The sequence below is a fragment of the Glycomyces sp. YM15 genome (genome assembly GCF_016918015.1).
Taxonomy (GTDB): Bacteria; Actinomycetota; Actinomycetes; order Mycobacteriales; family Micromonosporaceae; genus Glycomyces.
Genome location: NZ_JAERMK010000012.1, coordinates 98260 through 124594 on the forward strand (window position 1 = coordinate 98260; position 26335 = coordinate 124594).

Consider the following 26335-nt stretch of genomic DNA (forward strand, 5'->3'; position numbering starts at 1 on the left):
TCGGATCCCCGGTCGGGTGTCCCCGCCCGCGTAGACTTTGTGACACAGGCCTCTCACCTTGGAGCCGGACATGACCGACCTGCGTCTGGGGAAGCTCTTCGCGTGGACCATCGGCGTGCTCATCCTGCTGTGGATGCTCACCGAGTGTCTGGGAGGCGCGGACGAGACCGACCCCGGATACCAGGACCTCGACCGCGACACGCAGCAGTACGCGGCCGATTGCGAGCGCGCCTGGCAGGCACTCGACCTGGCCGTCCAAGCCGACAGCGGCAACGTGGACGCCGTCATCGACCAGGTCGACACGCTCGGCACGGAGATCGACGACCCGAACCTCAAGGCGCTCACGGCGAGCTTCGGGGACCAGGCGCAGGACATGGTCGCGAGCGCGCGGTCCGAGGACGCCGAGGCCCTCGCGGATGCCCAGGCCGCCTTCCGGGACGACGCCGCGCTCAGTCTCGCGATGCGCTGCCCGCTGCGGTGAGCGCGCCCGCAAACTGGACACGGGTATTGACAGTGTTCGAAATTCTCGCTAACTTCTACACGTTCGAACATCCTTCTGCCGGAAGGATGTTCAGTGAACCTCAATGTGGAGGGACGCGGCACGGCGCGTGAGCGCCCGAACCGACGGCGCCTCCGCACGGACTTTGCTCTGGGGTTGACGGGGCGGGACCGCCCGAAGGCGCACGGGCCGCGTGATCGCGGCCCAGGCGGCGACGGGCGGTCCCGCCCCGTTCCGGTCCGCTGCCGGCCCCACCGCCGTGGCACGCCCCGATAGGCCCGCCGCCGCCAGTGCGGGCGTTCGTCTGCATTCGCACACCGGCGACTTGCCACGTGACCGACAAGCTGCGGTTTCGCATGTCGTCGGGCGTCCGCCGCGGACCGCGCGTTTGGGTTCGGGGCCGCGCTTGTGGCAAAATGGCACGTCTGCCGTTGACCCGTAGGAGCCTCGTTGCCACCCAGCGAATTGCACGCCACCTTCCTGCCCGACCACGCCTCCCCGGCCGACGGGCGGCTGCTCTTCTACGGCGGTGTGCACCCCGAGGCCGCGGTGGCCGAGCTGGGGCTCCCCCCGGGGGACCCGGTGGACGCCGAGCTCTACCTCGACGGCGAGCTCCGCGAAATGGAGGGCGTGGCCATACCGGTGCGGCCGGTCCTGCCCGCGCTCACCAGGATCGCCTCCCGCCCGGACATCACCGAGTCGGTCGCGATCTGGGCGCGCATCGCGAACGCGGTCGCCGACGACAAGTTCGACGACCTCGACCGCATCGCCGCCGAACTGCCCGCCGAAGGCCACGCCGTGCCGCACTCCGAAGGGCACGTGTGGACCGCTCAGGCCCTCGTGGGCGCGTTCGTCGAGTCGTTCACCGAACTGCTGCGCTCCGACTCGGGACTGAACCTGCGGCTCATCACCGCACAGCACTCCGACCCCGGCGACGTCCGCGTCAACGCCGACCTGCGCAAGTACCAGGCCCACGGCATCGCCTGGCTGGAGGCCGCGGCCGAGGGCGGCGCAGGCGTCATCCTCGCCGACGACATGGGTCTGGGCAAGACCCTCCAGTCGATCGGGCTGCTCGTGCGCCGCGCCGGGAACGCCCCGCACCTCGTGGTCTGCCCGACCTCGCTGGTCGGCAACTGGCAGCGGGAGATCGCCCGCTTCGCGTCCCAGCTCAGCGTCCACCTGCACCACGGCCCGGCCCGCACCAGGGACCGCTCGCCGCTCAGCGAGGCCGACGTCGTCGTCACCTCGTACTCGATCGCGCTGCGCGACATCAAACTGCTGCGCCAGATCGCGTTCGACACGATCGTCATCGACGAGGCCCAGGCCATCAAGAACCACCGCTCGCGCACCGCGGGCGCCGTCCGCGACCTCACCGGGAGGGTGCGGGTGGCGCTCACCGGCACGCCCGTCGAGAACCACCTCTCCGAGCTGTGGTCGATCTCCGAGTTCGTCAACCCCGGGCTCCTCGGCGGCCAGACCGACTTCAAACGCCGCTTCGCCGACCCCATCGAGATCGGCCGCGACCCCGTCTCGGCGGCCACCCTCAGGGCCCGCATCGACCCGGTCGTGCTGCGCCGCATGAAGGAAGACGTGGCCGCCGACCTGCCGCCGAAGATCGAGGCGGTCGTCGCCTGCACCATGACCGACGAGCAGGCCGGCCTCTACAAGGAGGCCATCCGCGAGGCCTTCGACGAAGGACTCGGCGACGGCATCACCCGCCGCGGCCGCGTCCTCAAACTCCTGACGCGGCTCAAGCAGATCTGCAACCACCCCGCCCAGTACGTCGGCGAAGGCGACAGCGGGCTCGCCGAACGCTCCGGGAAACTCGACCGGGTCACCGAGATGCTCGCCGAAGTCGTCGACGAGGGCGACAAGACCCTCATCTTCACCCAGTACCGGCAGATGGGGGAGCTGCTCTCCCGCCACCTCCACGCCGAACTCGGCGTCGCCGCGCCGTTCCTCCACGGCGGGCTCGACCAGCCCGCCCGCGACCGGCTCGTGGACGAGTTCCAGACCGGCGAGGGCCCGGCGATCCTGCTCGTGTCCCTCCGCGCCGGCGGCACCGGCCTCAACCTCACCGGCGCCTCGCACGTCGTCCACTACGACCGCTGGTGGAACCCGGCCGTCGAGGACCAGGCCACCGACCGGGCACACCGCATCGGGCAGACCCGCACCGTCCACGTCCACAAGCTCGTCACCGCCGGGTCCCTCGAAGAACGCGTCGACGAGCTCCTCGCGCGCAAGCGGGCCATCGCCGACGCCGTGGTCGGCAACGGCGAGGACTGGCTCGGCGACCTCGACGACTCGCAGCTGCGCAAACTCATCGAACTCGACGACGCCGGAGGCCACCTGTGAGCGACCCGTACGGACGGACCTGGTGGGGCCGCAAATGGTGGCGGGCCCTGGAGACCATCGGCCTGAACTACCCCGACCAGCGCATCGTCAAGGGCCGCGCCCTCGCCGGGCACGGCGCGGTCACCGGCATGTCGATCGACCCGGGCAGGGTCTCCGGACGCGTCGCGGACGCCAACGGCGCCTTCGAGACCGAGATCCGGATCCCCGTCTACAACGCGTCCGCGTGGGCCGCGGGCATGACCGCACTGTCCCTGTCGCCCTCATGCGTGGCCGGCCTGCTCGCCGGGCGCCTGCCCAAGCGGATCGACGACGTCCTCGCCGAGACCGGGATGCGCCTGCTGCCCAAGAAGTTCGTCACCGAGGACCACAACCGCATCACCGCGAGCTGCCCCTGCGCCGACAGCCGCGAAGTCTGCGCCCACATCATGGCGCTCGCCCTGGTCAGCGCCGCGAAAATGGACGACGACCCGTGGCTGGTCCTCCTCCTGCGCGGCGGCCCCACCCGCGACCTCGCCGGCCGCCTGCGCGCGGCCAGGCTCGCCAGCATGGACGCCGCCCAGCCCGTCTGAGCGTGCACGCCGACCACTGCGAACACCGAAGCCGGGCCGCCGACGGCGGCCCGGCATTCGCGCGACTTCAGATCAGCCCTTGGCGGGCGGGAGGCGCTCGGTGATCCAGGCGTCGAGCCGGACGAGATCGGGGCAGGCCTCGACCTCGGCGCGGCGCTCGCCGCTCACCTGGCCTTCGGCTTCGAGCAAGCGCAGCAGGATCGCCCTGGCATGGCGGACGGCGCCTTCGTCGCGGCCCTTGGCGAGCAGCTCCTCGGTGTACTCCGAGTGGTAGCGACGGGCTTCGGTCTTCATGAGTGCCTCCAGCAAGGTCGCAGGCTCCTTGGCCAAAGTGGTGAGCAGGAATTTCGCATAATCGGCGGCCCTGCCCGGCTCGATCGTTCCGAGCCAGCGGTCGAGCGTCGAGACGAACAGTTCGGTCGGGAGCGTCCTCGGCTGCCGGCGCATGACCGCCGCCGCGACGGCCGCGGCAGCGTTCGGCGGAGCCACGTCGGAACCGAGATCCGGCATGTCCCCGGGGCCGACTGTCGCGACCGCGAGGATGCTGTCCGGACCGGTGCTGATCCCGCGGCGGAACCTCCTGGCGAGCGCGTCGGTGCGGCACAGCATGAGCAGCACGACCGGGACGCGGTGGTCCTCGAACGCGCGCGCTGCGAAACCGGGCAGCCGGTGGTACTTGTCCTCGCTCCATTCTTGCTGCACCTCGCAGACGACCAGCAGCTCCGACCCGTCGGCGAACCCGAGGCGAACGACGCCGTCCGCCCGGTGCTCGGTCGGACCCGACGATTCGACCGCACCTGAGCGCGTCTCCGCCCTGACGCATCTCGCGCCGCGCGGCCCGCCCGCGAGCGCCAGCATCCACGGCACCGACGCCGGCTCGTCCTGGATCAGCTTCACGAGGATCTCGTGGAACGCACCTGGCATCGACACCTCTTTCCACATCGGGGAGATCACCCGGAAGAACGAGGAACGAACCGGACGGACACGGCCCTGTCTGATACCTGACAGATTGGGCGGGAAGGGGACTGCGCGAAACGCGGCGGCGACCCGCCGTTCAGGCCAGCGTCACCGACAGGCCGGAACCATTGGCGGACACCGAGACTGAGACCATGTCCGCGACCCTCGGCAGGCCGTCCGCCGCCTCACCCCGGTAATCGCCCACCACCACCGTGGCCGCGCCGGCCGCCCTCGCCGAGGCCAGACCCGCCGGGGCGTCCTCGAACACCACCGCCTCCGTCGCATCGAAGCCCAGCGCCTTCGCCGCCAACATGTACGGCTGCGGATGCGGCTTGCCCTTCGTCACGTCATCGGCCGCCACCAGGATCTTCGGCAGCGGAATGCCCACGGCCGCCAGCCGGCGCACCGTCAGCGCCCGCGTCGCCGACGTCACCACCGCCCACCGGTCCCGATCCAGACCGCGCAGCAGCGCCGCCGCCCCCGGAATCTCACTGATCCCGTCCGTCCGGTCGATCTCCTCCGCCTCGATCCGATCGGTCTCCGCCACCACGTCCACACCGTGCGGCGCGAACTCCGCGACCACCTCGATCGTGGGTCGCCCGTGCGCCACCGCCAGAATCGCCGAAGCCTCCAGACCGTGCCGGCCGGCGAACCGCCCCCACGCCCGCTCCACCGACGCCGTCGAATCGACCAGCGTCCCGTCCATGTCGAACAGCAGCACCGAAGCCGTCAGCACCGAATCACCCATGCGTACCCTCCTCGAGTCCAATGGACCGTCACGCTACCAACGGAACATGACGGCCACGCTAACTCTCACGAAGGATTCGAACATCGCACCGTGAGCCCCGCACCCCGCCGATAACGGTTGCGCGAAACCGGACCACCGCCTACCGTCGACACCGTGCCAGTACTGATCCTCCCCACTGCGCGCCTTGGACTCTCCTTCGCGCAGGCCATCCGCGAGTTCCTCGCCGAAGGCCGCTGCGGGCCCGACGACCGCACCCTCCTCGGCGACCTCCTCCGCGAAACCGGGCAGCCCGAGGACACCGAGGAATGGATCGGACGCGTCCTCGACTTCGAACGCCGACTCACCACCGACCCGCCCGCCGCCTTCGTCCCCTCCACCACCTACTGGTGGACCGACCGCCGCGCGTTCCTCGGCCGCATCAACCTCCGCCACCGCCTCAACGAATCCCTCAGCGAGATCGGCGGCCACATCGGCTACGACGTCCGCCCCACCGCCCGCAGGCAGGGCCACGCCACCGCCATGCTCGCCGCCGTCCTGCCCCGCGCCGCCGCGATCGGCATCGACAAGGCCCTCGTCACCTGCGACGCCGAGAACACCGCCTCCCGCAAGGTCATCGAAGCCAACGGCGGGGTACTCGAGGACGAGCGCGGCGGCAAACTCCGCTACCGGGTGCCCACCGCGCCATAGCCACGCAAGCAGACACCGGTTGGGGGAACAGGGTGAAACTCGAACGCGTCGACTACGACCGCACACAGCACGCCGGATACGCGAAAGGCCGCAGGCTCCTTCCCGCGAGCCGCCGCACCTGGATCCGGGCCTTCCGCGAGCACGCCGGGAACCGGCGCATCGGCACCGTCCTCGACATCGGCTCCGGCACCGGGAGGTTCACACCCGCGCTGGCCGACGGGTTCGGGGCCGACGTGATCGGCGTCGAACCCTCGGTGCGGATGCGGGAGGTCGCCCACATCGAGTCCTCGCACCCGCTCGTCACCTACGTGCCCGGCCACGCCGCGGACCTGCCGCTCGACGACGCGAGCGCCGACCTGGCGCTGATGTTCCTCGTCTGGCACCACGTGCCCGACCGGCCCGCCGCGGCGCGGGAGCTGGCGCGGGTCCTCGCGCCTGGCGCGCGGCTGCTCATGGCGACCACGCTCTCGGACCGCCTCAAGGAGCTGCTGCTCTACCGGTACTTCCCGCGGACGCGGGACATCGACGCCGAAGTGTTCCCCACCCTGGAGGAGACCGTGGGCGTGTTCGCCGAGGCCGGGTTCGCGCACTCGGCGCTCACCGAGGTCCACCACCGCTCGGCCGACAGCCTCACCGAGTACGCGGGGCGGCAGCGGATGCGGGCGCTGTCGGTCTACGAGCACCTCCGCGACGACGAGTTCCGGGAAGGCCTCGCGGCGCTGGAAGCGGACGCGGCCGCGGAGACCACGCCCCAAGCGGTCGAATCCGAATGCGACCTGCTCGTGTTCACGCGACGGTGAACGGCCGCAGCAGCTTCGAGCGGAGCGACGGCACCGCACAGGTGACATGCCGCGGTGGAGCGGTGCGAACGACACCGATATCGGCTGCGGCGCATGACGTATCACCGCCGCTCGCCGAGGACGCCGAACCGATCGCCGCCGGTGGCACATGACATGCCACCGGCGGCCGACGACTGCGAGACGGCCGGGGTTCAGGGGCCGTCGGGGGTGACCAGGCCGGTGTTGTAGGCGAAGATGACCGCCTGCACCCGGTCGCGGGCGCCGATCTTGGCGAGGATGCGGCCCACGTGGGTCTTCACCGTCGACTCGGCGAGGTGGAACCGCTCGGCGATCTCGGTGTTGTTCCATCCCCGTCCGATCGCCGTCAGCACCTCCTTCTCCCGCTCGGTCAGGACCTCCAGCCGTTCGGCCGTCACCGAGGCGTCCCCCTCGCTCTCGACCGGCAGCTGATCGGCGAAGCGGTCGAGCAGCCGCCGCGTCAGCTTCGGCGCGACCACCGCATCCCCCGCGGCCACCACCCGGATGCCCGCGAGCAGCTCCTCCGGCTGGGCGTCCTTGACCAGGAACCCGCTCGCACCGGCCCGCAGCGCCGCGAACGCGTACTCGTCGAGATCGAACGTGGTCAGCACCAGCACACGACTGCGACCGCCCGCGGCGATGATCCGCCGCGTCGCCTCGATCCCGTCCACGCCAGGCATGCGCACGTCCATGAGCACCACATCCGGTCCCAGCTCCGTCGCGCGCCGCACCGCGTCAGCCCCGTTGTCGGCCTCCCCGAGCACCACGAGATCCGGCTGGCTCTCCACCAGCATCCGGAATCCCATGCGCTGCAGCGGATGGTCGTCCACGATCAACAACGTGGTCACCGGCGCTCCTCTCCATCCCTGGGAAGCCACAAGGCGACCCGCCAACCCCCGAGCGCCTCGGGACCGGCCGCCATCGTGCCGCCGAAGGCCGCCGCCCGCTCCGACAAGCCTGCCAGACCACGGGCCGTACCGGCCTCGTCCACCCGGTTCCCGGTGTTGTGCACCGTGACGGAGAGCCCGGAGTCCCGATACTCGATCGTGACCGTCGCCCGCCTCACACCCCTCGCGTGCTTCAGCACGTTCGTCAGCGACTCCTGCACCGTCCGGTACACCGCCAGCTGCTGGTTCTCCGACAACGGCAGCGGCTCGCCCGTCACGGTCACCGTCACCGGCAGCCCCGCCTCCCGGACCCGCTGGATCAGCGCGTCCAGATCCGACAGTCCCGGCTGCGGCGCGAGCTCCAGCTCCCCGCCCTCCTCCGCCTTGAGCACCGACAGGACCCGGCGCAGCTCGCCCAGCGCCTCCCGGCTCGTGCGCCCGATCGCCTCGAGCGCCTCCTTCGCCTTCTCCGGCGCGGCGGTCGCGGCGTACGCGCCCCCGTCCGCGAGCGCGTTGATCACCGCCAGGTTGTGCCCGATGATGTCGTGCATCTCCCGCGCGATCCGGTTCCGCTCCTCCGTGACCGCCTGCTGCGCGGCCTGGTCGCGAGCCGAGTGCTGGAACTCCCGGCGGGTGCGCACCAGCATCGCCACCGCCACGATGAGCCCGAAGTAGAGGAACGTCGGCACGAAGAGCCCCAGAAAGCTCCCGACCGTCTGGTCATAGTTGACGAACCAGTCGACCAGCGAGGGCGCCACCGACACCGCCGCCGCCCACCACAGGAGCCTCAGCGGACGGCGCAGTACCAGGTTGTACAGCACCACCGTGAACGACAGCGCACCCGCCGTACCGACGAACCCCGCCGTCTCATCGATGGTCAAGCCGAGCGGGATCATGATCGCCAGCGGCACGAACTGACTGAGCAGCACCGCGAACGGATACCGGCGCCGCCAGATCGTCGGCACCATGAGCATGACCACCAGAAGCGCCTGGATCAGCGGATACTGCACCCGGAACTCGGCTACGGCGATGCCCACCAGCCCCACGCACCCGCCGGCGGTGAAGAGGAAGATCGGGAAGAGATTCCAAAGCAGCGGATGCCGGGAGTCGAACTCCAGCATCCGCTGCCACACCCCGCGCTTGCGGGTGACGCCCACGGCCTCGGTCACGAGGACATGCTCACACGTCGCGGCGCTTGAGCAGCACGCCCGCCAGTCCGTAAGTGACGACGAGCCAGATGCCCATCCACAACCACGACTCGCCCACCGACAGGTTCGCCCCGGTCGGGTCGACCAGGAGGAGCGTGTTGGGCACGTTGCCCGGCGCGTACGGCGTCACCTCGGCGACCCAGTTCCACGGCAGCAGCGTCGCCAGCTGCGGCAGGATCATGATCACGCCGATGTAGAACCCGATCGAACCCGCCGAATTGCGCAGGATCGAGCCGATGCCGAGCGCCAACAGCGCCAGGTACACGATCATCGCCGCGTACCCCAGCAGCGCCCGGAGCACGCCCTCGTCGGCGAGCGACACGCCGCCCAGGTCCGTACCCGAGAAGATCGCCTGCGTCATGAAGAACGTCAGGAACACCATGACGCCGAACAGGACCGCGACCACAGCCCCGTACACGGCGGCCTTCGCCCACAGCACCGGGACGCGCTTGGGCGCGGCCGACATGGTGGAGCGGATCGACCCGGTCGAGTACTCTCCCGTGACCGTGAGGATGCCGAGCACCGCCACGAACACCGAGGCGAGCGCGATCCCCGCCATAGAGAAATCGAGCGCCGCCCCCGCACCGCCCAACGCCTGGTCGCTCGGCACACTGGACGCGATGAGCGCGCCCAGGCCGGCGCTGAACACGACCGCGCACAGCAGCACGATCCACGTCGAACGCAGCGACCACAGCTTCGTCCACTCCGAGCGCAGCAGACCCGCCGCACTGAGCTTGTAGTGCACCGGCGGCGTGTAGGCCGCGGGGCGGTCGGTCATCACAGCGGCGGTCATCGGTTCGCCCCTTCACTGGTCTGGCGGTACTCGACCGCGTCGGCGGTCAACTGCATGAACGCGTCCTCAAGGGACCCGCGGTCGGTGCGCAGCTCGTGCAGCACCAAGCCGTGCGCGGCCGCGGTCTGGCCGACGACGGCGGCCTCGGTCCCCGTCACCTCCAACACCCCGCGCTCCGGGCTCGCCACGGAGATCCCGGGCCCGGCCAGGCTCTCGGCCAGACGCGCCGCATCGGGCGAGACCACCCGCACGCGCGCCTGCCCGTTGCCGGACACGAACGCGTCCACCGTGGTGTCGGCCAGGAGCCTGCCCTGCCCGATCACGACCAGGTGCTCGGCCGTCTGCGCCAGCTCGCTCATGAGGTGCGAGGACAGGAACACCGTGCGGCCCTCGGCAGCGAGGCCCTTGAGCAGCAGGCGGATCCACTTCACGCCGTCCGGGTCGAGGCCGTTCACCGGCTCGTCCAGGATCAGCACGGCCGGGTCGCCGAGGAGCGCGACCGCGATGCCCAGGCGCTGGCCCATGCCGAGGCTGAAGCCGCCGACGCGCTTGCCGGCGACCTCGTGGAGGCCGACGAGGTCGATGACCTCGGTGACGCGTCGCTTCGGGATGCCGTGGGTGCGGGCGAGGGCCAGGAGGTGCTTGTAGGCGCTGCGCCCGGCGTGGACGGACTTGGCCTCGAGCAGCGCGCCGACCTCGGTGAGGGGCGAGCGGAACTCGGAGTAGTGCCTCCCGTTGACCCGGGCGAGGCCGCTGGTGGGTGCGTCAAGGCCCACGATGGCGCGCATCGTGGTGGACTTCCCGGCGCCGTTGGGGCCCAGGAAGCCGGTGACGACGCCGGGTTTGACGGTGAACGTCAGATCGTCCACGGCGGTCTTCTTGCCGTAGCGCTTCGTCAAGTGCTCGATCTCGATCATGCACCGAACGCTACGGCGCGCCGAGCGGCGCATCATCCGTTTCAGGAGCGAACTTCGGGGACGTGAGTGGTACCCAAGTACTACGACTTCTGGCCGGGCGGGCACGGCGCCGACGGGAATCAGCGGAAAAACGCGTGACATGTCATATATTACTCGTGGCGGACCCCCGGAAATACCCTGACACACGGGTACGACGGTGATGGCCGGCGAACATGCGGCCCGGCCGTTCGGCCGGTTCGTCATTTCGCCTCGGCGTAGCTGTCGACCACCTTGGGCCGCAGCGGGATACGCACCGGCATGTCGCCGAAGAGGGTCCTCGTGGCGGCATCGGCTGCCTGCTCGATCACGGAGCCGACGGTCTCGGCGTGCTCGGCCGGGCAGTGGACCACGACCTCGTCGTGCAGGAAGAACACCAGTTCGCCGAGGCCGCGCTCGTGGAGCTCACGCCGCAGCAGCGCCAGCAGCACGAGGGCCCACTCGGCGGCCGTGCCCTGCACGATGAAGTTCCTGGTGAAGCGCCCGCGACCGGTCGCAGCCCGCGTGCCGTCCTCGGAATTGAGGGTCTGCCACCAGCGCTCGCCCGGGGCGGGGACGGTCCGCCCGAGCCAGGTGCGGACCAGCCCGCCCTTCTCGCCGGTGCGCGCGGCCGACTCGACCCGGTGGAACGCGGCCGGAAACCGATCGCGCATGAGCTGCACCAGCTGCGCCGCATCCCCGGCCGTACCGCCGTACATCGCGGAGATGAGCGCGATCTTCGCCTTCGACCGCTCGCCGCCCAGTCGCGGCGCCAGCTCGGTGTACAGGTCGTCGGCGGCCGTGGCGGCGATCATCGCCTGGTCGCCGCTGATGGCCGCGAGCAGCCGCGGCTCCAGCTGCGCGGCGTCGGCCGCGACGAGCTTCCAACCGGGCTCGGCCCGGATCGCCTCCCGCACCGCGTGGGGGAGCTGCAGGGCTCCGCCGCCGTCGGTGCCCCAGCGGCCCGTGTCGGCCCCGCCCACCGTGTAGACGGGCCGGAACCGCCCCCGGTCGGCGAGCGCCGGATCGGCCTCGGCCCCGGGCGCTCCCGTCCCGGAGACCCAGGCGTCCGCCCAGTTCCAGCCGAAGGCCGACCACACCCGCGCGTGCTCGCGGTAGACCTTGAGCGCCTCCACGGCAGGGTGGTCGACCGAGGCCAGCTCCCACGAGTGCGTGTTCTTCACGTCGAGCCCGGCCGCGTGGAACGCCGCGAGGACCTGCTTCGTCGAATCGGGGTTGAGCTGGTGCCCGAACGCGTCGACCACCTGGTCCGCCAGCGCCTGCAGCTTCCTGGGTCGCATGCCCTTCGCGGGGCGGGGCCCGAGCAGGTCGCGCAGGAGCCGGTCGTGCACGCCGCGGTCGAAGGGGACGCCGGTGCGGCTCATCTCGGCGGCCACCAGTGCGCCGGCGGATTCGGCCGCGAGCAGCATGCCCAGGCCCGGCATCGCGGCCGCGGCGGTCCGGCGGCGCTGGTCGAGCCAGGTCGCCTGCAGACGGACGAGGAGGGCGGGGCCGTCGACGGGTTCGGGCTCGCGCTCGAAGAGCGTCCCGGCGTCGGGGTCGGACTCCGCGGTGACGGCAGGCGGTTCGCGGCCCTCGACTCGGGAGAGGATGCGCTCGGCGAGGCGCAGGTCGCGGCAGCGGTCGAGTCGAGCTCCGGCCTGCAGCAGCGGCGGGTAGTCGTGTGCGGCGTCGGCGAGGACCCAGCGCGGCGCCTCGGGGTGGCGGTGGCCGAAGTCGGACCGGTCGGCCCCCGGCTCGCCGGGCCGGTAGCCGTCGGACCGTTCGTGAGCGGCGACGTCGGCGCGGGCGCCGGTGGCAGTATGCGCCGCGCTGTCGGCCTTGTCTCTGGTCGCGGTGCCGCCCGAGTCGGGCCTGCGGCGCGCTTCGGCCTCGATCGCGGTCACCGCGGCCGCCAAGTCGTCGTGGTACGTGACGGCACCGCCGGGCAGGGGCATCGTCCACCCCTCCCCGCCGCGACCGTGCACGAGTGCGACCTCCATGGCTCAAGTCCACCATGCGCCACCGACATCCCGCCCGATCCGAGCGCGCCGGAGGCGGTTCGTCCCGGCCGTGCCGCTTCCATGCGAGGTAGATAGGAATCCCGCTCACATTCCTGCGGTTCCGGTTCGCGTCGTACCCCCATGTCAGGGTGCTACCGGGGCTCGCTGATCGGGTGGTACGTGATATGTCACATAGCATCGCAGATCAGGACCGGGCCGGCCAGAGAGGACAGTAGACATACTTTCGCGTCCTTCCGGGTAACCGGAGCGCATGGCATTGATTCTGTGGATCCTCGCGGTCCTTCTCGTGGTGTACGGCATCTTCATGATCTTCCGCGGCCAGGTCATCCTGGGCATCGTGGTGATCATCGTCGGCCTTCTGGTCGGCCCCGGCGGAGTGAGCGTCTTCACCTAGCCGGACTGCCGGCGGCGGTACCCGGCATGCGGCCGGCCGCCGCCGCCCAGCACCGCGCTCGATCGCCGCTCCTCGACGGTGCGCGACCAGCCGGGAAGATCGCGCTAGCCGCGTCACGCGGTCGCGGCTCCAGCGCACGCCCCGCCGCTACGCGGACTCGCGGACCACCAGCTCCGTGGGAAGGATCTGGAGCGGTTCGACCTCATGACCTTCCAAGAGGCGCAGCATGGTCCGGGCCATGCTGCGGCCGATCTCCGCGATCGGCTGCCGCACCGTCGTCAACGGCGGATCGCAGTACGTCGCCAGCGCGATGTCGTCGAACCCGACCACCGCCACGTCGCCGGGCACGCTCCGGCCCGCTTCCCGCAGCGCCTGGAGGGCGCCGTGCGCCATGAGGTCCGACGCGACGAACACCGCGTCGAGGTCCGGTTCGTCCGCGAGCAGCTGCCGCATCCCCGCATGCCCCGATTCGGCCGTGAAATCGCCGACCGCGACGATCGCGCGGCGGTCCGCGTCCGCGAGCGCCTGCCGGTAGCCGTCGAGGCGCGCCCGACCCGCCACCATGTCCTGCGGCCCCGCGACCGTTGCGATGCGCTTGCGGCCCTTGGCGAGCAGGAACTCCACCGCGGCCCGCACGCCGCCGACGTGGTCGACGTCGATGCACGGAGCGGCCAGATGCGGCAGCCCGTTGCACACCACCGGGACGCCGCGCCGCATCATCAGCTCGGGCAGCAGGTCGGTGTCGTGCAGCGAGGCGAACATGACGCCGTCGACGTGCCCGCCGACCGCGTACCGCTCGGCCCGCGACCGCGCCTCCGCCGAACCGGTCGTGAGGAGCACCAGGAGCTTGCCGGCCGCGTCGAGCTCGGCGGCCACGCCGCGGATCACGCTGGGGAAGAACTGGTCGTCCGAGAAGACGCGGTTCGGCGACTCGGGCAGGATGAGCGCCACCGAATCGGTCCGGTGGGTCACCAGGGAGCGCGCGGCGGCGTGCGGGACGTAGCCGAGCTCGGCCGCCGCCGCCTCGACAGCGCGCCGCAGGTCCTCGGCGACCGTGGTCTGCCCGTTGACGACCCGCGAGACCGTCGCACGCGACACGCCCGCCCGCTCGGCGACCGCTTCCAACGTGGGCCGGCCGGTGCGGGGCCCCCGCACCGCCCCGCCGCCGGGCACCGCCTCCGCTCGCTGCATGCCTTCCTCCGTACGTCTCAGCCCTTGACCGCGCCCTGCATGATCCCGCTGATCATGTATTTGCCCAAGAGCGCGAACACCGCCAGCAGAGGAAGCGTAGCCAGCATCGTCCCGGTCAGCACCAACGACTGGTCGGTGACGTACCCGCCGCTGAGCGTCGACAGCGCCACCTGCACGGTCTGCCGCTCGGGGCTCGACAGCACGATGAGCGGCCAGAGGTAGTCGTTCCACGAAGTCAGGAACGTGAGCACCCCGAGGACGACCGCAGCCGGCCTCGCGGCGGGCATGACGATCTGCCAGAAGATCCGGAACGTCGAGGCGCCGTCCATCCTGGCCGACTCGATGAGCGACCCGGGCAGCGCCCCGCGCAGGTACTGGGTCATGAAGAAGACCCCGAACGCGCTCACCAGGCCCGGCGCGATCACCGCCCACAGCGTGTCCGTCCACTCCAGTTCGATCATGAGCATGAACAGCGGGATCACGCCCAACTGCACCGGCACCATCATCGTCGCGACCACCGTCACCAGCAGCGCCTTGGCGCCCTTGAACTCCAGTTTCGCGAACGCGAACCCCGCGAGCGTCGAGAAGAACACCACGGACGCGGTCACCGTGGCGCTGACGACCGCCGAGTTCCACAGCGCCGTGCCGAACGGCACCGTCGCGAAGACCCGTTCGACGTTCTCGACGAGGTTCGCCCCGGGCAGGACCGGCGGCGGGACCTGCGCGAGCGCCGAGTTGTCGCGGGAGGCGACCACGAAGCTGTAGTACAGCGGGAAGCCCGAGAAGAACAGCACCCCGACCAGCGTCAGGTAGACGAGCCGGCCGGGCTGCTCGCGCAGGGCGCGCATCCGGGCTCGTGCCCGACGGGCCGGCCGGCCCGGCAAGGCTGTGCGGCCGGCCCGTCGGGGGTCTGCGGAGGCGGGGGAGGACGTCGGCGCGGCGACGGTGGCGGGGCGGGTCATGAATCGCTCCTGATGCGGCGGAGGAACAGGTAGTTGAGGAGGGCGATGATGACGATGACGAGGAACATCGTCCACGCGACCGCCGAGGCGTAGCCGAATGCGAAGCCGCGGTTGAAGCCGTGCTCGTACAGGTAGAGCGTGAGCGTCTGGAACTGGCGGGAGGCGCCGCCGGTGACGCCGTTGGGCCCGCCGCCGCCGAAGAGCTGCGGCTCGGCGAAGATCTGCAGCCCGTAGATGGTCGAGACGATCACCGTGAACACGATGGTGGGCCGGATCATCGGGACGGTGACGTGGAACAGCTGCTGCATCCGCGACGCCCCGTCGAGATGGGCGGCCTCGTAGACCTCGCGCGGGACGGCCTGCATCGCGGCGAGGAAGATCAGGGCGTTGTAGCCGGTCCACTTCCACGCCACCATCACCGCGATGGCGATATGTGACGTGGCACTGCCGGACTGCCAGTCGATGCGCCCGGCCCCGAGCGATTCGAGCACCCAGTTGACGAGCCCGAAGTCGCGACCGAACAACTGGCTGAAGATGACGGCGACCGCCACCACGGAGGCGACGTTCGGCAGCAGCATCCCCATGCGCCAGAACGTCTGCCCGCGCAGCCGCAACGTCAGCAGGTGCGCCAGGAGCAGGGCTGCGAGCAGCTGCGGCACCGTCGCGAGCAGCAGGATGGACAGCGTGTTGCCCAGGGCGTTCCAGAAGTACGGGTCGCTCAGGAGCGTCCGGTAGTTGCCGAGTCCGAGGAACACGTGCTCGTCGGACAGGAGGCTCCAGTCGTGTGTGGACACCCAGGCGGTGTACGCGAGCGGGAAGAGCCCGAACGTGGCGAACAGCGCGAAGAACGGGGCGATGTACAGGTACGGCGAGGCCTTGAGATCGAGGCGGTACCGCAGCTGCTGGAAGCGCCGGCCTTCGGGGCGCCCGGGGCTGCGGGTGGGGGAGGACCGTCCGGTGGGGCCGGCGGTGCTCTTGGCGGCGATGGTCATCGGGTCGCTTTCAGGATCGTCGGAAGCGGAAGCGGAAGCGGAAGCGGAAGCGGAAGCGGAAGCGGAAGCGGAACCGGAACCGGCCGGGCACGGGCGGCGCGCCCTGCCGGTCCCGCCTCCTTCGGGGGCTAGAACGATTCGAGGTCGCCGAGGACCTGGCTCCAGGCCTCCTCGGGCGTCTGGCTGCCGTCCTCGATGCGGCCGAGGCCCTGGCCGATGGTCGCGAGCACGTCGCCCTGCAGCGGCCCCTGGTACTGCGGCTCGACGGCCTGAGCGGCCGCGGTGAAGATCTGCCCCACCGGAGCCTCGTTGAAGTAGGCCTTCGTCAGGCCCGTGAGCGCCTCGTCCTCGTAGAGCTCCGGTGTGGACGGGAAGTTCCCGGTCGCCTCGAACACCTTGAGCTGCTGCTCAGGGGCGGTGAGCCACTCGATGAACGCGTACGCCTCTTCGGGGTGCTCGCCCTGCGAGGGCAGCACGAGGTGCGAACCGCCCATGTTCCCGGCGCCGCCGGGCACGGTGGCGATGTCCCACAGTCCGGCCGAGTCGGGCGCGTTCGTCTCGATGTAGGAGGTCATCCACGCCGGGCAGATGATGGTGGCGAAGGTGCCCTCGCTGAACCCGGCGTTCCATTCGGGCGTCCACGCCTGGAGCCGGTTCGACATGCCCGCCTCGATCGCGTCGACAGTGAGGTCCCATGCCTGGCCGATCGCGGGGTTGGACTCCACGACGAGGTTGTCCTCGCGGTCGTAGACCCCCTCGTCGGCCTGCTCGACCATGGCGCGGAACATGTTCCCCGAGGACTCGAAGAAGTACGCGCCGTCGGTCGCCGCCGAGTACCGGCGGCCCACCGCCACATAGTCCTCCCAGGAATCGGCCCACAGGGCCGAGACCTCGTCGCGTTCGACCGGGAGACCGGCCTGCTCGAAGAGATCGCGGCGGTAGCACATCGCCATGCCGCCGACGTCGGTGCCGAGCCCGATCAGGGTCTCACCGTCCTTGGACAGGGCCTGCTGCCACTTCCAGTCCAGCCACTGGCCTTCGAGGTCGTCGGCGCCGAGTTCCAGGAGGTTGTGGAAGCGGTCGGGCTGGGAGGTGTACTGCGAGATGTAGCCGACCTCGACGGCTTCGATGTCGGCCGTGCCCGAGCCGGTGGCGAGGTGGGTGGTGAGGTTGGTGTGGTGGTCGGCGAATTCGGCGATGCGCTCCTCGAACTCGATCTCGGGGTGCAGTTTCGTGTACTCCTCGTAGAGGGGTCCGAATCCGAAGTCGCCGAACAGGCCGACGCTGAGGGTGATCGTGCCGTCGTCGGCCCCGCCGCCGGAGCAGGCGGCGGTCAACGCGAGCGCCGCGGCGGCGGCCGCCCCGATGGCGGTGCGGATCGGTCTGGTGTTCATCGGTGGTTCTCCACTGTGTTCTCTGGGTGGTGAGGGATCCGCTGCCCCGGGCGGGGAGCGGGCGGCGGCTCAGGTGCCGCCGTGGCGATAGGGCCGGTCTTCACGTGAAGGTGAGAGAGCGCTCTCTCGTTCGGACGGACGGCCCGAAGCCGAGCGGTGCGCTTCGGGGCTCTGGAACGTCGTGCCGACCGGCGTCGGCTTCGGTGCGTCACGCGTGACAGGTGCCATGCCACCGCCTTGGGGGAGCGGCATATCGGCGCGGCCGCGTGGAAGGAAGGCGCGGCCGCGCCGCTCGGGTCAGTGCCTGAAGTGGAACTCCTGCACGGACACGAAGTCCTGCGGCTGGCCCGAAGTGAAGGTGAGGAACACGTCGTGGGTGCCGGTCACCGCGGCCACGTTGCCGGGCACGTCCCGCCAGGCGGTCCAGCCGCCCGTGTTCGCGATCGCGAACGAGCCGATCGGGTTCGCCGTGGCCGAGTCGATGCGGACCTCGACGAGGCCGCTCACCCCGCTCCCGGCACCAGAGGCGACTCGCGCGGTGAAGTCCACCGGAGCCGTCGACCCGAAGTCCACATCGTCATAGCGGACCCAGTCGCCGTTGGCGAGCGGCCCGATCGACGAGCCTCCGGCAGTGGCGCCCGAAGCGGCGTCGAACGACGCCGCGGCGATCGACGCGAACGCGTCCCGCGTCCCGCCGGGGCCGCCGGTCGTCGGCGGATCGGTCGGCCCACCGTCGCCGCCGCCTCCGGCGGTGTACACCCGCACGTAGTCGACGAGCATCGAATGCCCCGGCACCGTCGCCGCCGTCGGTGTCGCCTGCCCCGACACGCCGTCGGGGAAGGCCCCGCCGATCGCGAGGTTCAGCAGCAGGAAGTACCCGGCGTGGTCGGTCATCTGCGCCCACGTGTCCGCCGGCAGGTCGCCCTCGTCGACGGTGTGGAACAGCGTCCCGTCCACGTACCAGCGCAGCTGGCCCGCCGCACCCGACTCGTCCCACTCCATGCCGTAGGTGTGGAAGCCGCTGTGGCAGGAACCGCCGCAGTACGTCTGCCCGGCGATCCCGTTGAACTCGTTGCAGGGCCCGCCCGGGGCCACACCGCAGTGGAGCGTCCCGAACGTCCAGTCCAGACCGTTCACGTTCTCCATGAGGTCGATCTCGCCGATGCCCGGCCAGTTCCAGTGGTCGCCTCGGAACGGCGCGCCCATGGACCAGAACGCGGGCCAGTACCCGAGCGCGGCCTCACCGGTCACCTGCGGCAGTTGGAGCCGCCCTTCGACCTTCAACGTCCCGCCCGACGGCGGTTTGAAGTCGGCCCGGACGGTCTCGATCCGCGCCGAGGTCCACTGCCCGGACGCGTCGCGCAGGGCGGTGATCTCGAGGTTCCCGCTGCCGTCCATGGAGACGTTCGCCGGGTCGTTCGTGTGGGCCGCGATCTCGCCGGTGCCCCAGTTGTCGGGCCCGCCCGGATAGCCGTGCCCGAGGTCGTAGATCCAGTCCGCGGTCGAGGGCTGCGATCCGGCCGAGCCGTTGAACTCGTCGGACCAGACCAGGTCCCAGGTCTGCGCGGCCTCGGGGCCTTCCTGGGCGCCGGCATTGGCGATGGTGAGGCCCGCGGCCGCGAGCACGGCCGCGCCGGCGGTGGCGGCGGCGACGGCTCGGACGAGCCTGCACGGTGAAGATCGGCGGCGGGGTGGGTGTTGTCGTTCGGAGGTCTGCGCTTGTGCCATGACGGCTCCTTTGCCGAGGGTTCGAGAGATCGCTCTCTGCGATCTGATCTGGGAGCAGATCGATCATGAGAGAGCGCTCTCTCATTCGGTTCAGAGCTCATTCCTACCGAACGAATCGGTACATGTCAATGGCCCGTGGCCTAAACGTTATCGGCCGAGTGGTCTGAACCCGCAGGTAAGCCCTTGCAGCGCTTGGTTATCGATCACTTCGGCCTCCCGTCAGCGTGCGCCTTCGTCGCCCTCGGTCTGCGGCGGCTGCTGCGCCTCCCGCGACCGCCGCTGCAGATCGTCGAGCCGCGCCTGGCGCTCGTGCCGCAGCCGCTCCAGTCGATGCCGGCGCTCGCGCCGCTCCTCGGGCGACTCGGTGCCGCCGAGCATCCGCTTCTCGATCCACTCCACGTGCTCGGCGTGCGCGGCCGCGTTGATCGCCCGCACGTCCTGGTAGGTGCCCCGCAGCGACTCCATCCGCTTGAGCGCGTCGTGGCACTGCGCCAGCAGGATCTCGATGTCGGCGTTCTCGGCCGGGTCGGCGTCGGCGCGCCGCGCCTCGAGCCAAGCGATGCCCTCCCGCAGCTTCTCGCGGGCTTTGAGGTTGTGCATCGCCAGGTCCTCGACGAGTCGGTCGGTCGTCTCGAGGAAGCTCAGGTGAGGATCGGGGCGGTCGTCGGTGCCCATGGGGGCCGTCCTTCCACGAGGAGGTGCCTCTACCCCCTCTACCATACGGGCGCGGCTACGATCATCCTTCACCGCGCGACCGATTCACCCCGAAGTCTGAGGCCCAGTGGAACCCATCGAGACCGTCATCGACACCCTCACCCAGACCCAGGACGCTCCCCCCGTCTGGGTCATGCTCGCCTGCCTGGCCGCCGCGGCCGCCGCCGTCCTCTACACGCCCGTATGGCGCTGGTCCCGCGGCCTCGTCACCATCGCCCATGAAGGCGGCCATGCGTTCATGGCGGTCCTCATGCGCCGCCGCCTCACCGGCATCCGCCTGCACGCCGACACCTCGGGCCTGACGTTCTCGCGCGGCAGGCCCACCGGGTTCGGGGCCGCCATGACCCTCTTCGCCGGCTACATCGCGCCCGCCGCGCTCGGCCTCCTCGCAGCGGGTCTCACCGGTGCCGGGCGCATCGTCCTGCTCCTGTGGATCACGCTGGGGCTCTTGGCGGTCATGCTCGTGTTCATCCGCAACTGGTACGGCGCGCTCGCGTTGATCGTCGTCGGCGCAGGCGTTTTCGCGGCCACCTGGTACGGCAATGCGATCGTGCAGACCGTCGCGGCCTACGTCGGCGCCTGGCTGCTGCTGCTCGGGTCGGTGAAGCCGGTGCTGGAGTTGGGCTCGCGCCGCCGGCGCAGGCGCGGCTCGGGCCAGTCCGACGCCGACCAGCTCGCCGGGATCACCCCGCTGCCCGCCGGCGGCTGGATCTTCCTGTTCGCCCTCGCGACCATCGCGGCCGCGCTCTGGGGCACGTACATGCTGCTGCCCGCCGACGAGTGGCTCGCCGCCGCGTAGCGCGGCCTCCCATCAGCGAGCAGCGCCGCTTCAGCGCAGGTGCCGCTTGGTCTTCGCGGTCGGCGCCACCGAGTACGGGTCCTCCGGCCACGGGTGCTTGGGGTAGCGGCCGCGCATCTCCTTGCGCACGTCCCGGTAGGGCCCTTCCCAGAACGACCTGAGGTCGGCGGTGACCGCGAGCGGACGCCCGGCGGGGCTGAGCAGGTGCAGGACCACCGGCACGCCCGCGACGCGCGGCGTGTCGACGGCGCCGAACATCTCCTGGAGCTTGACGGCCAGCACCGGGGCCTCCCCGGAGTAGTCGACGCGCGCCTCGCGTCCGGTGGGGACGGTGAGCGACTCGGGTGCGGTCTCGTCGATGCCGGCCCGCCACGGCAGCAGGTTCCGCAGCGCCTGACCGACCGGGATGCGCTCCACATCGGCTCGACGTCCCGCCCGCGACCACCACGGCTCCAGCCAGTCCGTGCCGGCCGTGAGCGCCGCGTCGGAGACGTCGGCCCACGGTTCGCCGAGCGCGCGACGGCAGAACGCCATCCGCTCGCGCAGCCGCTTCGACTCCTCCGACCAGCGGAGCAGGCCGAGGCCTTCGCGGCGCAGCCCTTCGGCGAGCGCCGCCGCCACGAGCGCAGGATCGGCCCGGCGCAGCGGCTCCGCGGACACCTCGATCGCCCCGAGCGAGCGCACGCGGCGTGCGGCCACGTCCCGGCGCTCGCCGTCCCACTCGACGCGTTCGCTCACGCTGTCGCCCACCAGCTCGCACGCGAGCTCCCCGTCGATCGGGACGGCGGCGCGGATGAGGGCGGCGGCGCGGCCGGGGGAGCGGTCGGCGTCGGCGATGGCGAGCCACGGGCTCCCGACGAGCGAGGAGCCCTCCGCGGCGACCGCGCCGGTGCCGGCGACGGTCCGCCACTGCCCGGCGCTCGTCGGCGCGCCCATCCGGTTCGCGTCGGCTCCTCGGCCGCGGATCGGTGTGAGCGCTACGCCCCCTTGGTGTTTGGCGACGCGCTCAGGGAAGGCCAGGGCGATGACGGTGGCGGCGGCCTCGTCGTCGCCGACCGCGGAGCGACGCTCTCCCGATCGCGAAGCGGCGCGATGCGCGCGGGCGGTCGGACCATCTGACGCCGCGGTGTCGGTGCCGCCGGCTTTCGCCGCGGCGTCCGGTTCTCCGTTCGTCGTACTGCTCGCTGTGTTCCGCTCCTCGCGCGCGCTCGACAGCGCGCGCTTCAGGCGTTTGACCTCGGACTCCCACTGGCGGTCCCGGCTCGCCCGCAGCTGCCGCCATTGCGCGAGGAGGTCGTCGCCTCTGGCGCGCCGGTCGAGGTTGAGGAGCGCGGCGACCTCGGCGGCCTTCGCCGCTCCGATGCGGTCGGCGCCGTCCACCAGAGCGCGCGCCAGCCGCGGCGGGACGCCCATCCGGGCCAGGTGCCGGCCCCGTGGGGTCGCGATGCCGTCGGTGTCGATGGCGCCCAAGGCGCGCAGCGTCGCCTCGGCCGCTTCGAGGGCGCCCGTGGGCGGGGGACCGGGCATCGCCAGCTCCTCGACCGGGGTGCCCCAGCAGGCGGCCTGGAGGCGGAACGCGGTGAGGTCGGAGCAGGCGATGTCCGGGGCGGGCTGGGCGGCGCGGCGGGTGTGCTCGGCTTCGCTCCAGCACCGCCAGACCGCGCCGGGCCCTTCGCGCCCCGCGCGGCCCGCGCGCTGGTCGGCTGCGGCGCGGGAGGCGTATGCCGTGGTCAGGCCCGGCAGGCCGCGCGCGTGGTCGACGAGGGGCCTGCGAGCGAGTCCGGCGTCGACGACGATGCGCACGCCGGGCACGGTGAGGCTGGATTCGGCGATGTCGGTGGCCAGGATGATCCGGCGGCGCTCGCCGATGCGCTCTGCGGATTCACGGCTCGCAAGTGTCGCCGAGAGGGCGCGGTCCTGGTCGGCCGACGAAACCGAGCCATGCAATTGATATATATCGACACCGAGGTTTTCACTTGTCAAGTGCGCCAACCGCTCGGCGACGCGACGGATCTCGGCGGCGCCGGGGAGGAAGACCAGGAGATCGCCGTCGTCGGTGTCGACGGCCCGTTCGACGGTGTGGGCGACATGGGCGAGGAATCTCGGGTCGACGCGCATCCCGTCAGGGGCGCTGACGCGCTCCCTCGGCGGTGCCCAGTGCATCTCGACCGGATAGCGCATCGGTTCGGAGCTCACCGAGGGAGCGGGGGCGTGCTCGGTGCCGATGAGCGCGGTCCAGAGACCGACGTCGGCGGTGGCGGAGGCGGCGACCAGGCCGAGCTCGGGGCGGAGGATCTGGCGGGTCTCGGTGAGGAACGCGACCGCGGTGTCCGTCTCGAGGTGTCGCTCGTGGCATTCGTCGAGCATGACGAGGTCGACGCCGGGGAGTTCGGGGTCGGCGATGAGCCGGTTGAGGAGGACCCCGGTCGTCACGACCTCGACGCGGGTCGCGGCGGACCGGCGGGCCTCGCCCCGGATCTGGTAGCCGACCCGCCCGCCGACCTGCTCGCCGAGGATCGCGGCCATGCGCGTGGCGGCAGCCCGGGTGGCGAGGCGCCGCGGCTCGGCCACCAGGACGCGGCGCTGTGGCATATCACGTGTCACACGTGACGCGGCGGTTCCGTCGGGAGCGTTCGCTCCCTGGATGAGGCCCGCGAGGGCCAGCGGCGCGAGCGTGGTCTTGCCGGTGCCGGGCGGCGCGACGAGCACCGCGGTCCCGGTGCGCGCTACGGCCTCCAGGAGCGCGGGGAGGGCTTCGCGGATCGGCAGTTCGGGCAGCGCGGGCGGTTGCGGCATGCCGACCATTCTCGCCGAGGCCCGGCGGGTGCGGCGACCGGACGAGGCGCGGGTGCGCTCAGGGCACAACGTGAGCGGCGGTTCCCGGCAAAACGGGCGTTCGCAGGCACCCCCCCCGAATCAACGATGCCCGGCGGGTATGACCTATCGGCGGAGGCGCTGGCCCCTACGAGGCGCCTCCGGCCCCCGCGGCCGGGCGCGTCCGATCGCAAGCGCCCCGAGCCAAGAGCGGTCGCCGGGTACGACCTCGTGGTCGGGCCCATGCGCGGACGGCAACCGCTCGGGGCTCGGGCTCTGCGATGACGGCACGGCCGGATGCGTCGGCCGGGCGCAGCCGGGCTCTCGGATGCGGACGGCAGTTCGGCGGGCCTCGGCCCGGCCCGTGGGGCGGACGACGGCGCGGCTCAGCACGGCCGGGCATCCGGTCCGTGACGCAGCCACCCGGCGCAATGCACCGATGCCGGGGCCGGCATCGCGGGTTCGGCTGCGGGCCATGGTGACGCGGTGCGTCCGGTCGGGTTCACTCGCTGAGGTCGCCCTCCGGGCAGGAATCGTCGTTGGCGACGTACTCGAGCGTGATCGGCGTGTCGTAGCCGATCTCGGCACCGCTCTCGGGGCTCTGGTAGAGGACCTCGCAGGTGTCGTGCTCGGTGCTCTCGGGCTCCGTCGTCATCGAGTGGGCCGCCGTGAACCCCTGGCTTTCGAGATCTTCGAGGGCGTCGGTGACGTTCCATCCGGTGTAGTCGTCGATCTCGACGAGCTGGGACTCCTCCTCGGCGTTGTCGTCCTCGGAGTGGTCCTCTTCATTGCCGCCGTTGTCGTCCGAGTTGTCCTCTTCGGAGTCGCCGCCCGACTCGTCGCGGGTCTCCTCGGCGGCCTCGGTGGCCTCCTCGGTCGCCTGGGCCTGCTGGGTGGCGCCGGTGTCCTCGCCCCCGGCCAAGTCGTTCTCGTCGGACTTGTCCCACGGCTTCAAGAGGAACAAAGCGACGATGATCACCGCGATGCCCGCCACGACCACCAGGATCGGTCCCGTGGGATTCCGCTTGGGCTGCTCGGCCTCGCGCGGGGGCGGCAGCGGGCGTTCAGGGGCGCCGCCGGTCCTGTACTGGCCGGTGCCGGGCGAGCCGTACTCATCGTGCTGCACCGGTTGCACCGACGTGTGGGCGGGCGCGACGCCTGCGGCCATCGCCGGCGCCATGCCCGGGGTCATCACCTGGGTGGACTGCGGCGACTGGCCGGACTGGTACGGGCTCGGCGCGGGCGCGAGGATCGTCGTGGTGCCGCCGCCCATGCCGCCGGCCTTGCACACCTGCGCGAGCTCGGCCGCCGAGGCGAAGCGCTGGCGCGGGTCCTTCGCCAGACAGCGCATGACGGTCTGCGCGACCGGGCCCGGGACGTCCGGAGGGAGCGGGCCGGGCCGGCCGGTGAGGTGGCCGGCGATCGCGGCGGTCGGCTCGTTGCCCGCGAACGGGGGGCGTCCGGCGAGGCATTCGTAGGCGACGATGCCCAGCGAGTAGAGGTCGGTCGCGCCGGTCAACTGCGCGCCCTGGAGTTGCTCGGGGGAGGCGTAGGCGAGGGTGCCCATGACGGTGCCGGTCTCGGTCAGCCCCGCGCCGCCCTTGGCGGCGGCGATGCCGAAGTCGACGATCTTGACGCTGCCGTCCGAGTCGACCAGCAGGTTTCCCGGCTTGATGTCGCGGTGGATGATGTGGGCCTGGTGGGCGACGTCGAGAGCCTCGGCCGCCGACGCCATGATCTTCAGCGTCTCGTTGGGGGACAGGCGGCCCCGCTGACGCAGGACGTTGTCGAGCGCCTGACCGCGCACGAGCTCCATGATGAGGTAGGAGACGAGCCCTTCGGGGGCCTGCTCCTCGCCGTAGTCGTAGAGGCTGACGATCCCGGGGGACTGCAGCTGGGCGACGGCCTGCGCCTCCTGGTGGAAGCGGGCGCGGAACCGGTCGTTGCCGGACAGTCCTGAATGGAGGAGTTTGACGGCGACGGTGCGGTTGAGCCGGGTGTCGGTCCCGCGCCACACCGCGCCCATGCCGCCCGCGGCCAGACGCTGTTCTAGGCGGTATCGGCCAGCGATCAGGTTCCCGGGTTCCACCCTCGGCCTCGCTTCTGATTCGGGGAGCAGGGGACGTGGGAGAGCTTAGTCGGGAGGCGCGAGCCCGCCCGAGGGCGTCCGGTCGCTGCCCGTGCCGATCGGCAGGGGTCCAACGTGTGACAGGTGATATGGCACTGCGCCGAGCGGCCGCGGAGTCGGTCAGCCGCGAATGATCCAGTACGCGTCGCGGTCGTCGAAGGCGGTCGGTTCGATGCCGATCGCGATCGGCCGAAGCGCCTACGTCGCGTCGTCGGCCGGTTCCAGGGTCAGGCTGATCGAGTTGATGCAGAAGCGGGCGTCGTCGGGGTTGTCCCAGCCTTCGCCGTAGAAGACGTGGCCCAGGTGCGAATCGCAGTTGGCGCAGCGCACCTCGGTGCGGCGCATGCCGAGGCTGTCGTCCTCGAGGAGCCGCACCCGGTCCCCGGCCATCGGCGTCCAGAACGAGGGCCAGCCGCACCGGGAGTCGAACTTGGTGTCCGACGCGAACAGCTCGGCCCCGCACGCGCGGCACCGGTAGACGCCCCGGCGCTTCTCGTCCACGTACTCGCCCGTCCACGGCGCCTCGGTGCCGCCTTGGCGCAGCACCTTGTACTCGTCGCGGCTGAGCTGCTCGCGCCACTGCGCGTCGGTCTTGCGGTCCTCGGCCATGACTCAAGTGTAGGAGCCGGAGCGCGAACCGTCTCGCCCTGACCGGGTGCGCCGACCTCCTCGGGGCCCGGGGCCGGGAACCCGAGCCGCCCACGGCGGCGGGCGCCTAGCACCACCGCCGCGGCCCGGAGGA

The 26335-nt window shown here is 71.3% G+C and carries 23 protein-coding genes; 7 read left to right on the forward strand and 16 right to left on the reverse strand.

Going from position 1 to position 26335, the window contains the following annotated elements:
• The first annotated feature begins 70 nt into the window (after positions 1-70).
• From JHY01_RS14735 to JHY01_RS14745, 3 genes are all read left to right on the forward strand, one after another.
• The gene (locus JHY01_RS14735) at positions 71-481 is read left to right on the forward strand and encodes a hypothetical protein (protein WP_205326416.1); all 411 of its coding nucleotides are present in this window, start codon (positions 71-73) and stop codon (positions 479-481) included.
• A gap of 468 nt (positions 482-949) precedes the next feature.
• The gene (locus JHY01_RS14740) at positions 950-2854 is read left to right on the forward strand and encodes a DEAD/DEAH box helicase (protein ID WP_205326417.1); all 1905 of its coding nucleotides are present in this window, start codon (positions 950-952) and stop codon (positions 2852-2854) included.
• The gene (locus JHY01_RS14745; RefSeq protein ID WP_205326418.1) at positions 2851-3423 is read left to right on the forward strand and encodes a hypothetical protein; all 573 of its coding nucleotides are present in this window, start codon (positions 2851-2853) and stop codon (positions 3421-3423) included. The genes JHY01_RS14740 and JHY01_RS14745 overlap by 4 nt, the downstream gene beginning before the upstream one ends.
• Positions 3424-3495: 72 nt before the next feature.
• Here the strand turns inward: JHY01_RS14745 and JHY01_RS14750 are convergent, their stop codons facing one another.
• Positions 3496-4347: a hypothetical protein gene (locus JHY01_RS14750; RefSeq protein WP_205326419.1), complete on the reverse strand. Its 852-nt coding sequence runs from the start codon at positions 4345-4347 to the stop codon at positions 3496-3498.
• A gap of 130 nt (positions 4348-4477) precedes the next feature.
• The gene (locus tag JHY01_RS14755; protein WP_205326420.1) at positions 4478-5128 is read right to left on the reverse strand and encodes an HAD-IA family hydrolase; all 651 of its coding nucleotides are present in this window, start codon (positions 5126-5128) and stop codon (positions 4478-4480) included.
• Positions 5129-5281: 153 nt separating this feature from the next.
• On the opposite strand from JHY01_RS14755, the gene JHY01_RS14760 reads away from it, so the two are divergent.
• Entirely contained in the window at positions 5282-5815 is a 534-nt protein-coding gene (locus tag JHY01_RS14760) for a GNAT family N-acetyltransferase (RefSeq protein ID WP_205326421.1), read from the forward strand.
• A 32-nt stretch (positions 5816-5847) separates the two neighbouring features.
• The gene (locus tag JHY01_RS14765; RefSeq protein WP_205326422.1) at positions 5848-6615 is read left to right on the forward strand and encodes a class I SAM-dependent methyltransferase; all 768 of its coding nucleotides are present in this window, start codon (positions 5848-5850) and stop codon (positions 6613-6615) included.
• A gap of 191 nt (positions 6616-6806) precedes the next feature.
• Here JHY01_RS14765 and JHY01_RS14770 read toward each other — a convergent pair whose 3' ends face one another.
• From JHY01_RS14770 to JHY01_RS14790, 5 genes are all read right to left on the reverse strand, one after another.
• Positions 6807-7481: a response regulator transcription factor gene (locus JHY01_RS14770; protein ID WP_205326423.1), complete on the reverse strand. Its 675-nt coding sequence runs from the start codon at positions 7479-7481 to the stop codon at positions 6807-6809.
• On the reverse strand, positions 7478-8689 hold the full coding sequence (locus JHY01_RS27785; RefSeq protein ID WP_205326424.1) for a sensor histidine kinase: 1212 nt from the start codon (positions 8687-8689) through the stop codon (positions 7478-7480). Before JHY01_RS27785 ends, JHY01_RS14770 begins: the two co-directional genes overlap by 4 nt.
• Positions 8690-8699: 10 nt before the next feature.
• Positions 8700-9521, reverse strand: coding sequence for an ABC transporter permease subunit (locus tag JHY01_RS14780; protein ID WP_205326425.1), 822 nt, complete (start codon positions 9519-9521; stop codon positions 8700-8702).
• Positions 9518-10438, reverse strand: coding sequence for an ABC transporter ATP-binding protein (locus tag JHY01_RS14785; protein WP_205326426.1), 921 nt, complete (start codon positions 10436-10438; stop codon positions 9518-9520). Before JHY01_RS14785 ends, JHY01_RS14780 begins: the two co-directional genes overlap by 4 nt.
• A gap of 239 nt (positions 10439-10677) precedes the next feature.
• Positions 10678-12456 carry a bifunctional 3'-5' exonuclease/DNA polymerase gene (locus tag JHY01_RS14790; RefSeq protein WP_205326427.1) on the reverse strand — a complete coding sequence of 593 codons (1779 nt, stop codon included), beginning with the start codon at positions 12454-12456 and terminating at the stop codon, positions 10678-10680.
• Positions 12457-12727: 271 nt separating this feature from the next.
• Here JHY01_RS14790 and JHY01_RS14795 point away from each other — a divergent pair, with 271 nt between their 5' ends.
• Positions 12728-12871 carry a GPGG-motif small membrane protein gene (locus JHY01_RS14795; protein WP_205326428.1) on the forward strand — a complete coding sequence of 48 codons (144 nt, stop codon included), beginning with the start codon at positions 12728-12730 and terminating at the stop codon, positions 12869-12871.
• Between the two features lie 147 nt (positions 12872-13018).
• On the opposite strand, the gene JHY01_RS14800 is transcribed toward JHY01_RS14795, so the two are convergent.
• The 6 genes from JHY01_RS14800 to JHY01_RS14825 all read right to left on the reverse strand — a co-directional run bounded on the left by JHY01_RS14800 (position 13019) and on the right by JHY01_RS14825 (position 19813).
• A complete protein-coding gene (locus JHY01_RS14800; RefSeq protein ID WP_205326429.1) occupies positions 13019-14062 on the reverse strand; it encodes a LacI family DNA-binding transcriptional regulator in 1044 nt (347 codons plus the stop codon).
• Between the two features lie 17 nt (positions 14063-14079).
• Positions 14080-15024, reverse strand: coding sequence for a carbohydrate ABC transporter permease (locus JHY01_RS14805; protein WP_374199534.1), 945 nt, complete (start codon positions 15022-15024; stop codon positions 14080-14082).
• A complete protein-coding gene (locus tag JHY01_RS14810) occupies positions 15021-16016 on the reverse strand; it encodes a carbohydrate ABC transporter permease (protein WP_205326431.1) in 996 nt (331 codons plus the stop codon). Before JHY01_RS14810 ends, JHY01_RS14805 begins: the two co-directional genes overlap by 4 nt.
• A gap of 128 nt (positions 16017-16144) precedes the next feature.
• Positions 16145-17410 carry an ABC transporter substrate-binding protein gene (locus JHY01_RS14815; protein ID WP_205326432.1) on the reverse strand — a complete coding sequence of 422 codons (1266 nt, stop codon included), beginning with the start codon at positions 17408-17410 and terminating at the stop codon, positions 16145-16147.
• Between the two features lie 297 nt (positions 17411-17707).
• Positions 17708-19138 (reverse strand): carbohydrate-binding protein, encoded by a 1431-nt coding sequence (locus JHY01_RS14820; RefSeq protein WP_205326433.1) that lies wholly within the window; start codon positions 19136-19138, stop codon positions 17708-17710.
• 219 nt (positions 19139-19357) lie between these two features.
• Positions 19358-19813: a hypothetical protein gene (locus JHY01_RS14825; protein ID WP_205326434.1), complete on the reverse strand. Its 456-nt coding sequence runs from the start codon at positions 19811-19813 to the stop codon at positions 19358-19360.
• A gap of 106 nt (positions 19814-19919) precedes the next feature.
• Here JHY01_RS14825 and JHY01_RS14830 point away from each other — a divergent pair, with 106 nt between their 5' ends.
• Positions 19920-20651, forward strand: a complete 732-nt coding sequence (locus JHY01_RS14830) for a M50 family metallopeptidase (RefSeq protein WP_307814453.1) — start codon at positions 19920-19922, stop codon at positions 20649-20651.
• Between the two features lie 30 nt (positions 20652-20681).
• Here the strand turns inward: JHY01_RS14830 and JHY01_RS14835 are convergent, their stop codons facing one another.
• The 3 genes from JHY01_RS14835 to msrB all read right to left on the reverse strand — a co-directional run bounded on the left by JHY01_RS14835 (position 20682) and on the right by msrB (position 26202).
• Positions 20682-23447, reverse strand: a complete 2766-nt coding sequence (locus tag JHY01_RS14835) for an ATP-dependent RNA helicase (RefSeq protein WP_205326435.1) — start codon at positions 23445-23447, stop codon at positions 20682-20684.
• Positions 23448-23967: 520 nt separating this feature from the next.
• Positions 23968-25554, reverse strand: coding sequence for a serine/threonine-protein kinase (locus JHY01_RS14840; RefSeq protein WP_205326436.1), 1587 nt, complete (start codon positions 25552-25554; stop codon positions 23968-23970).
• Positions 25555-25791: 237 nt separating this feature from the next.
• Entirely contained in the window at positions 25792-26202 is a 411-nt protein-coding gene (gene msrB, locus JHY01_RS14845; protein ID WP_205326437.1) for a peptide-methionine (R)-S-oxide reductase MsrB, read from the reverse strand.
• Positions 26203-26335: the final 133 nt, after the last annotated feature.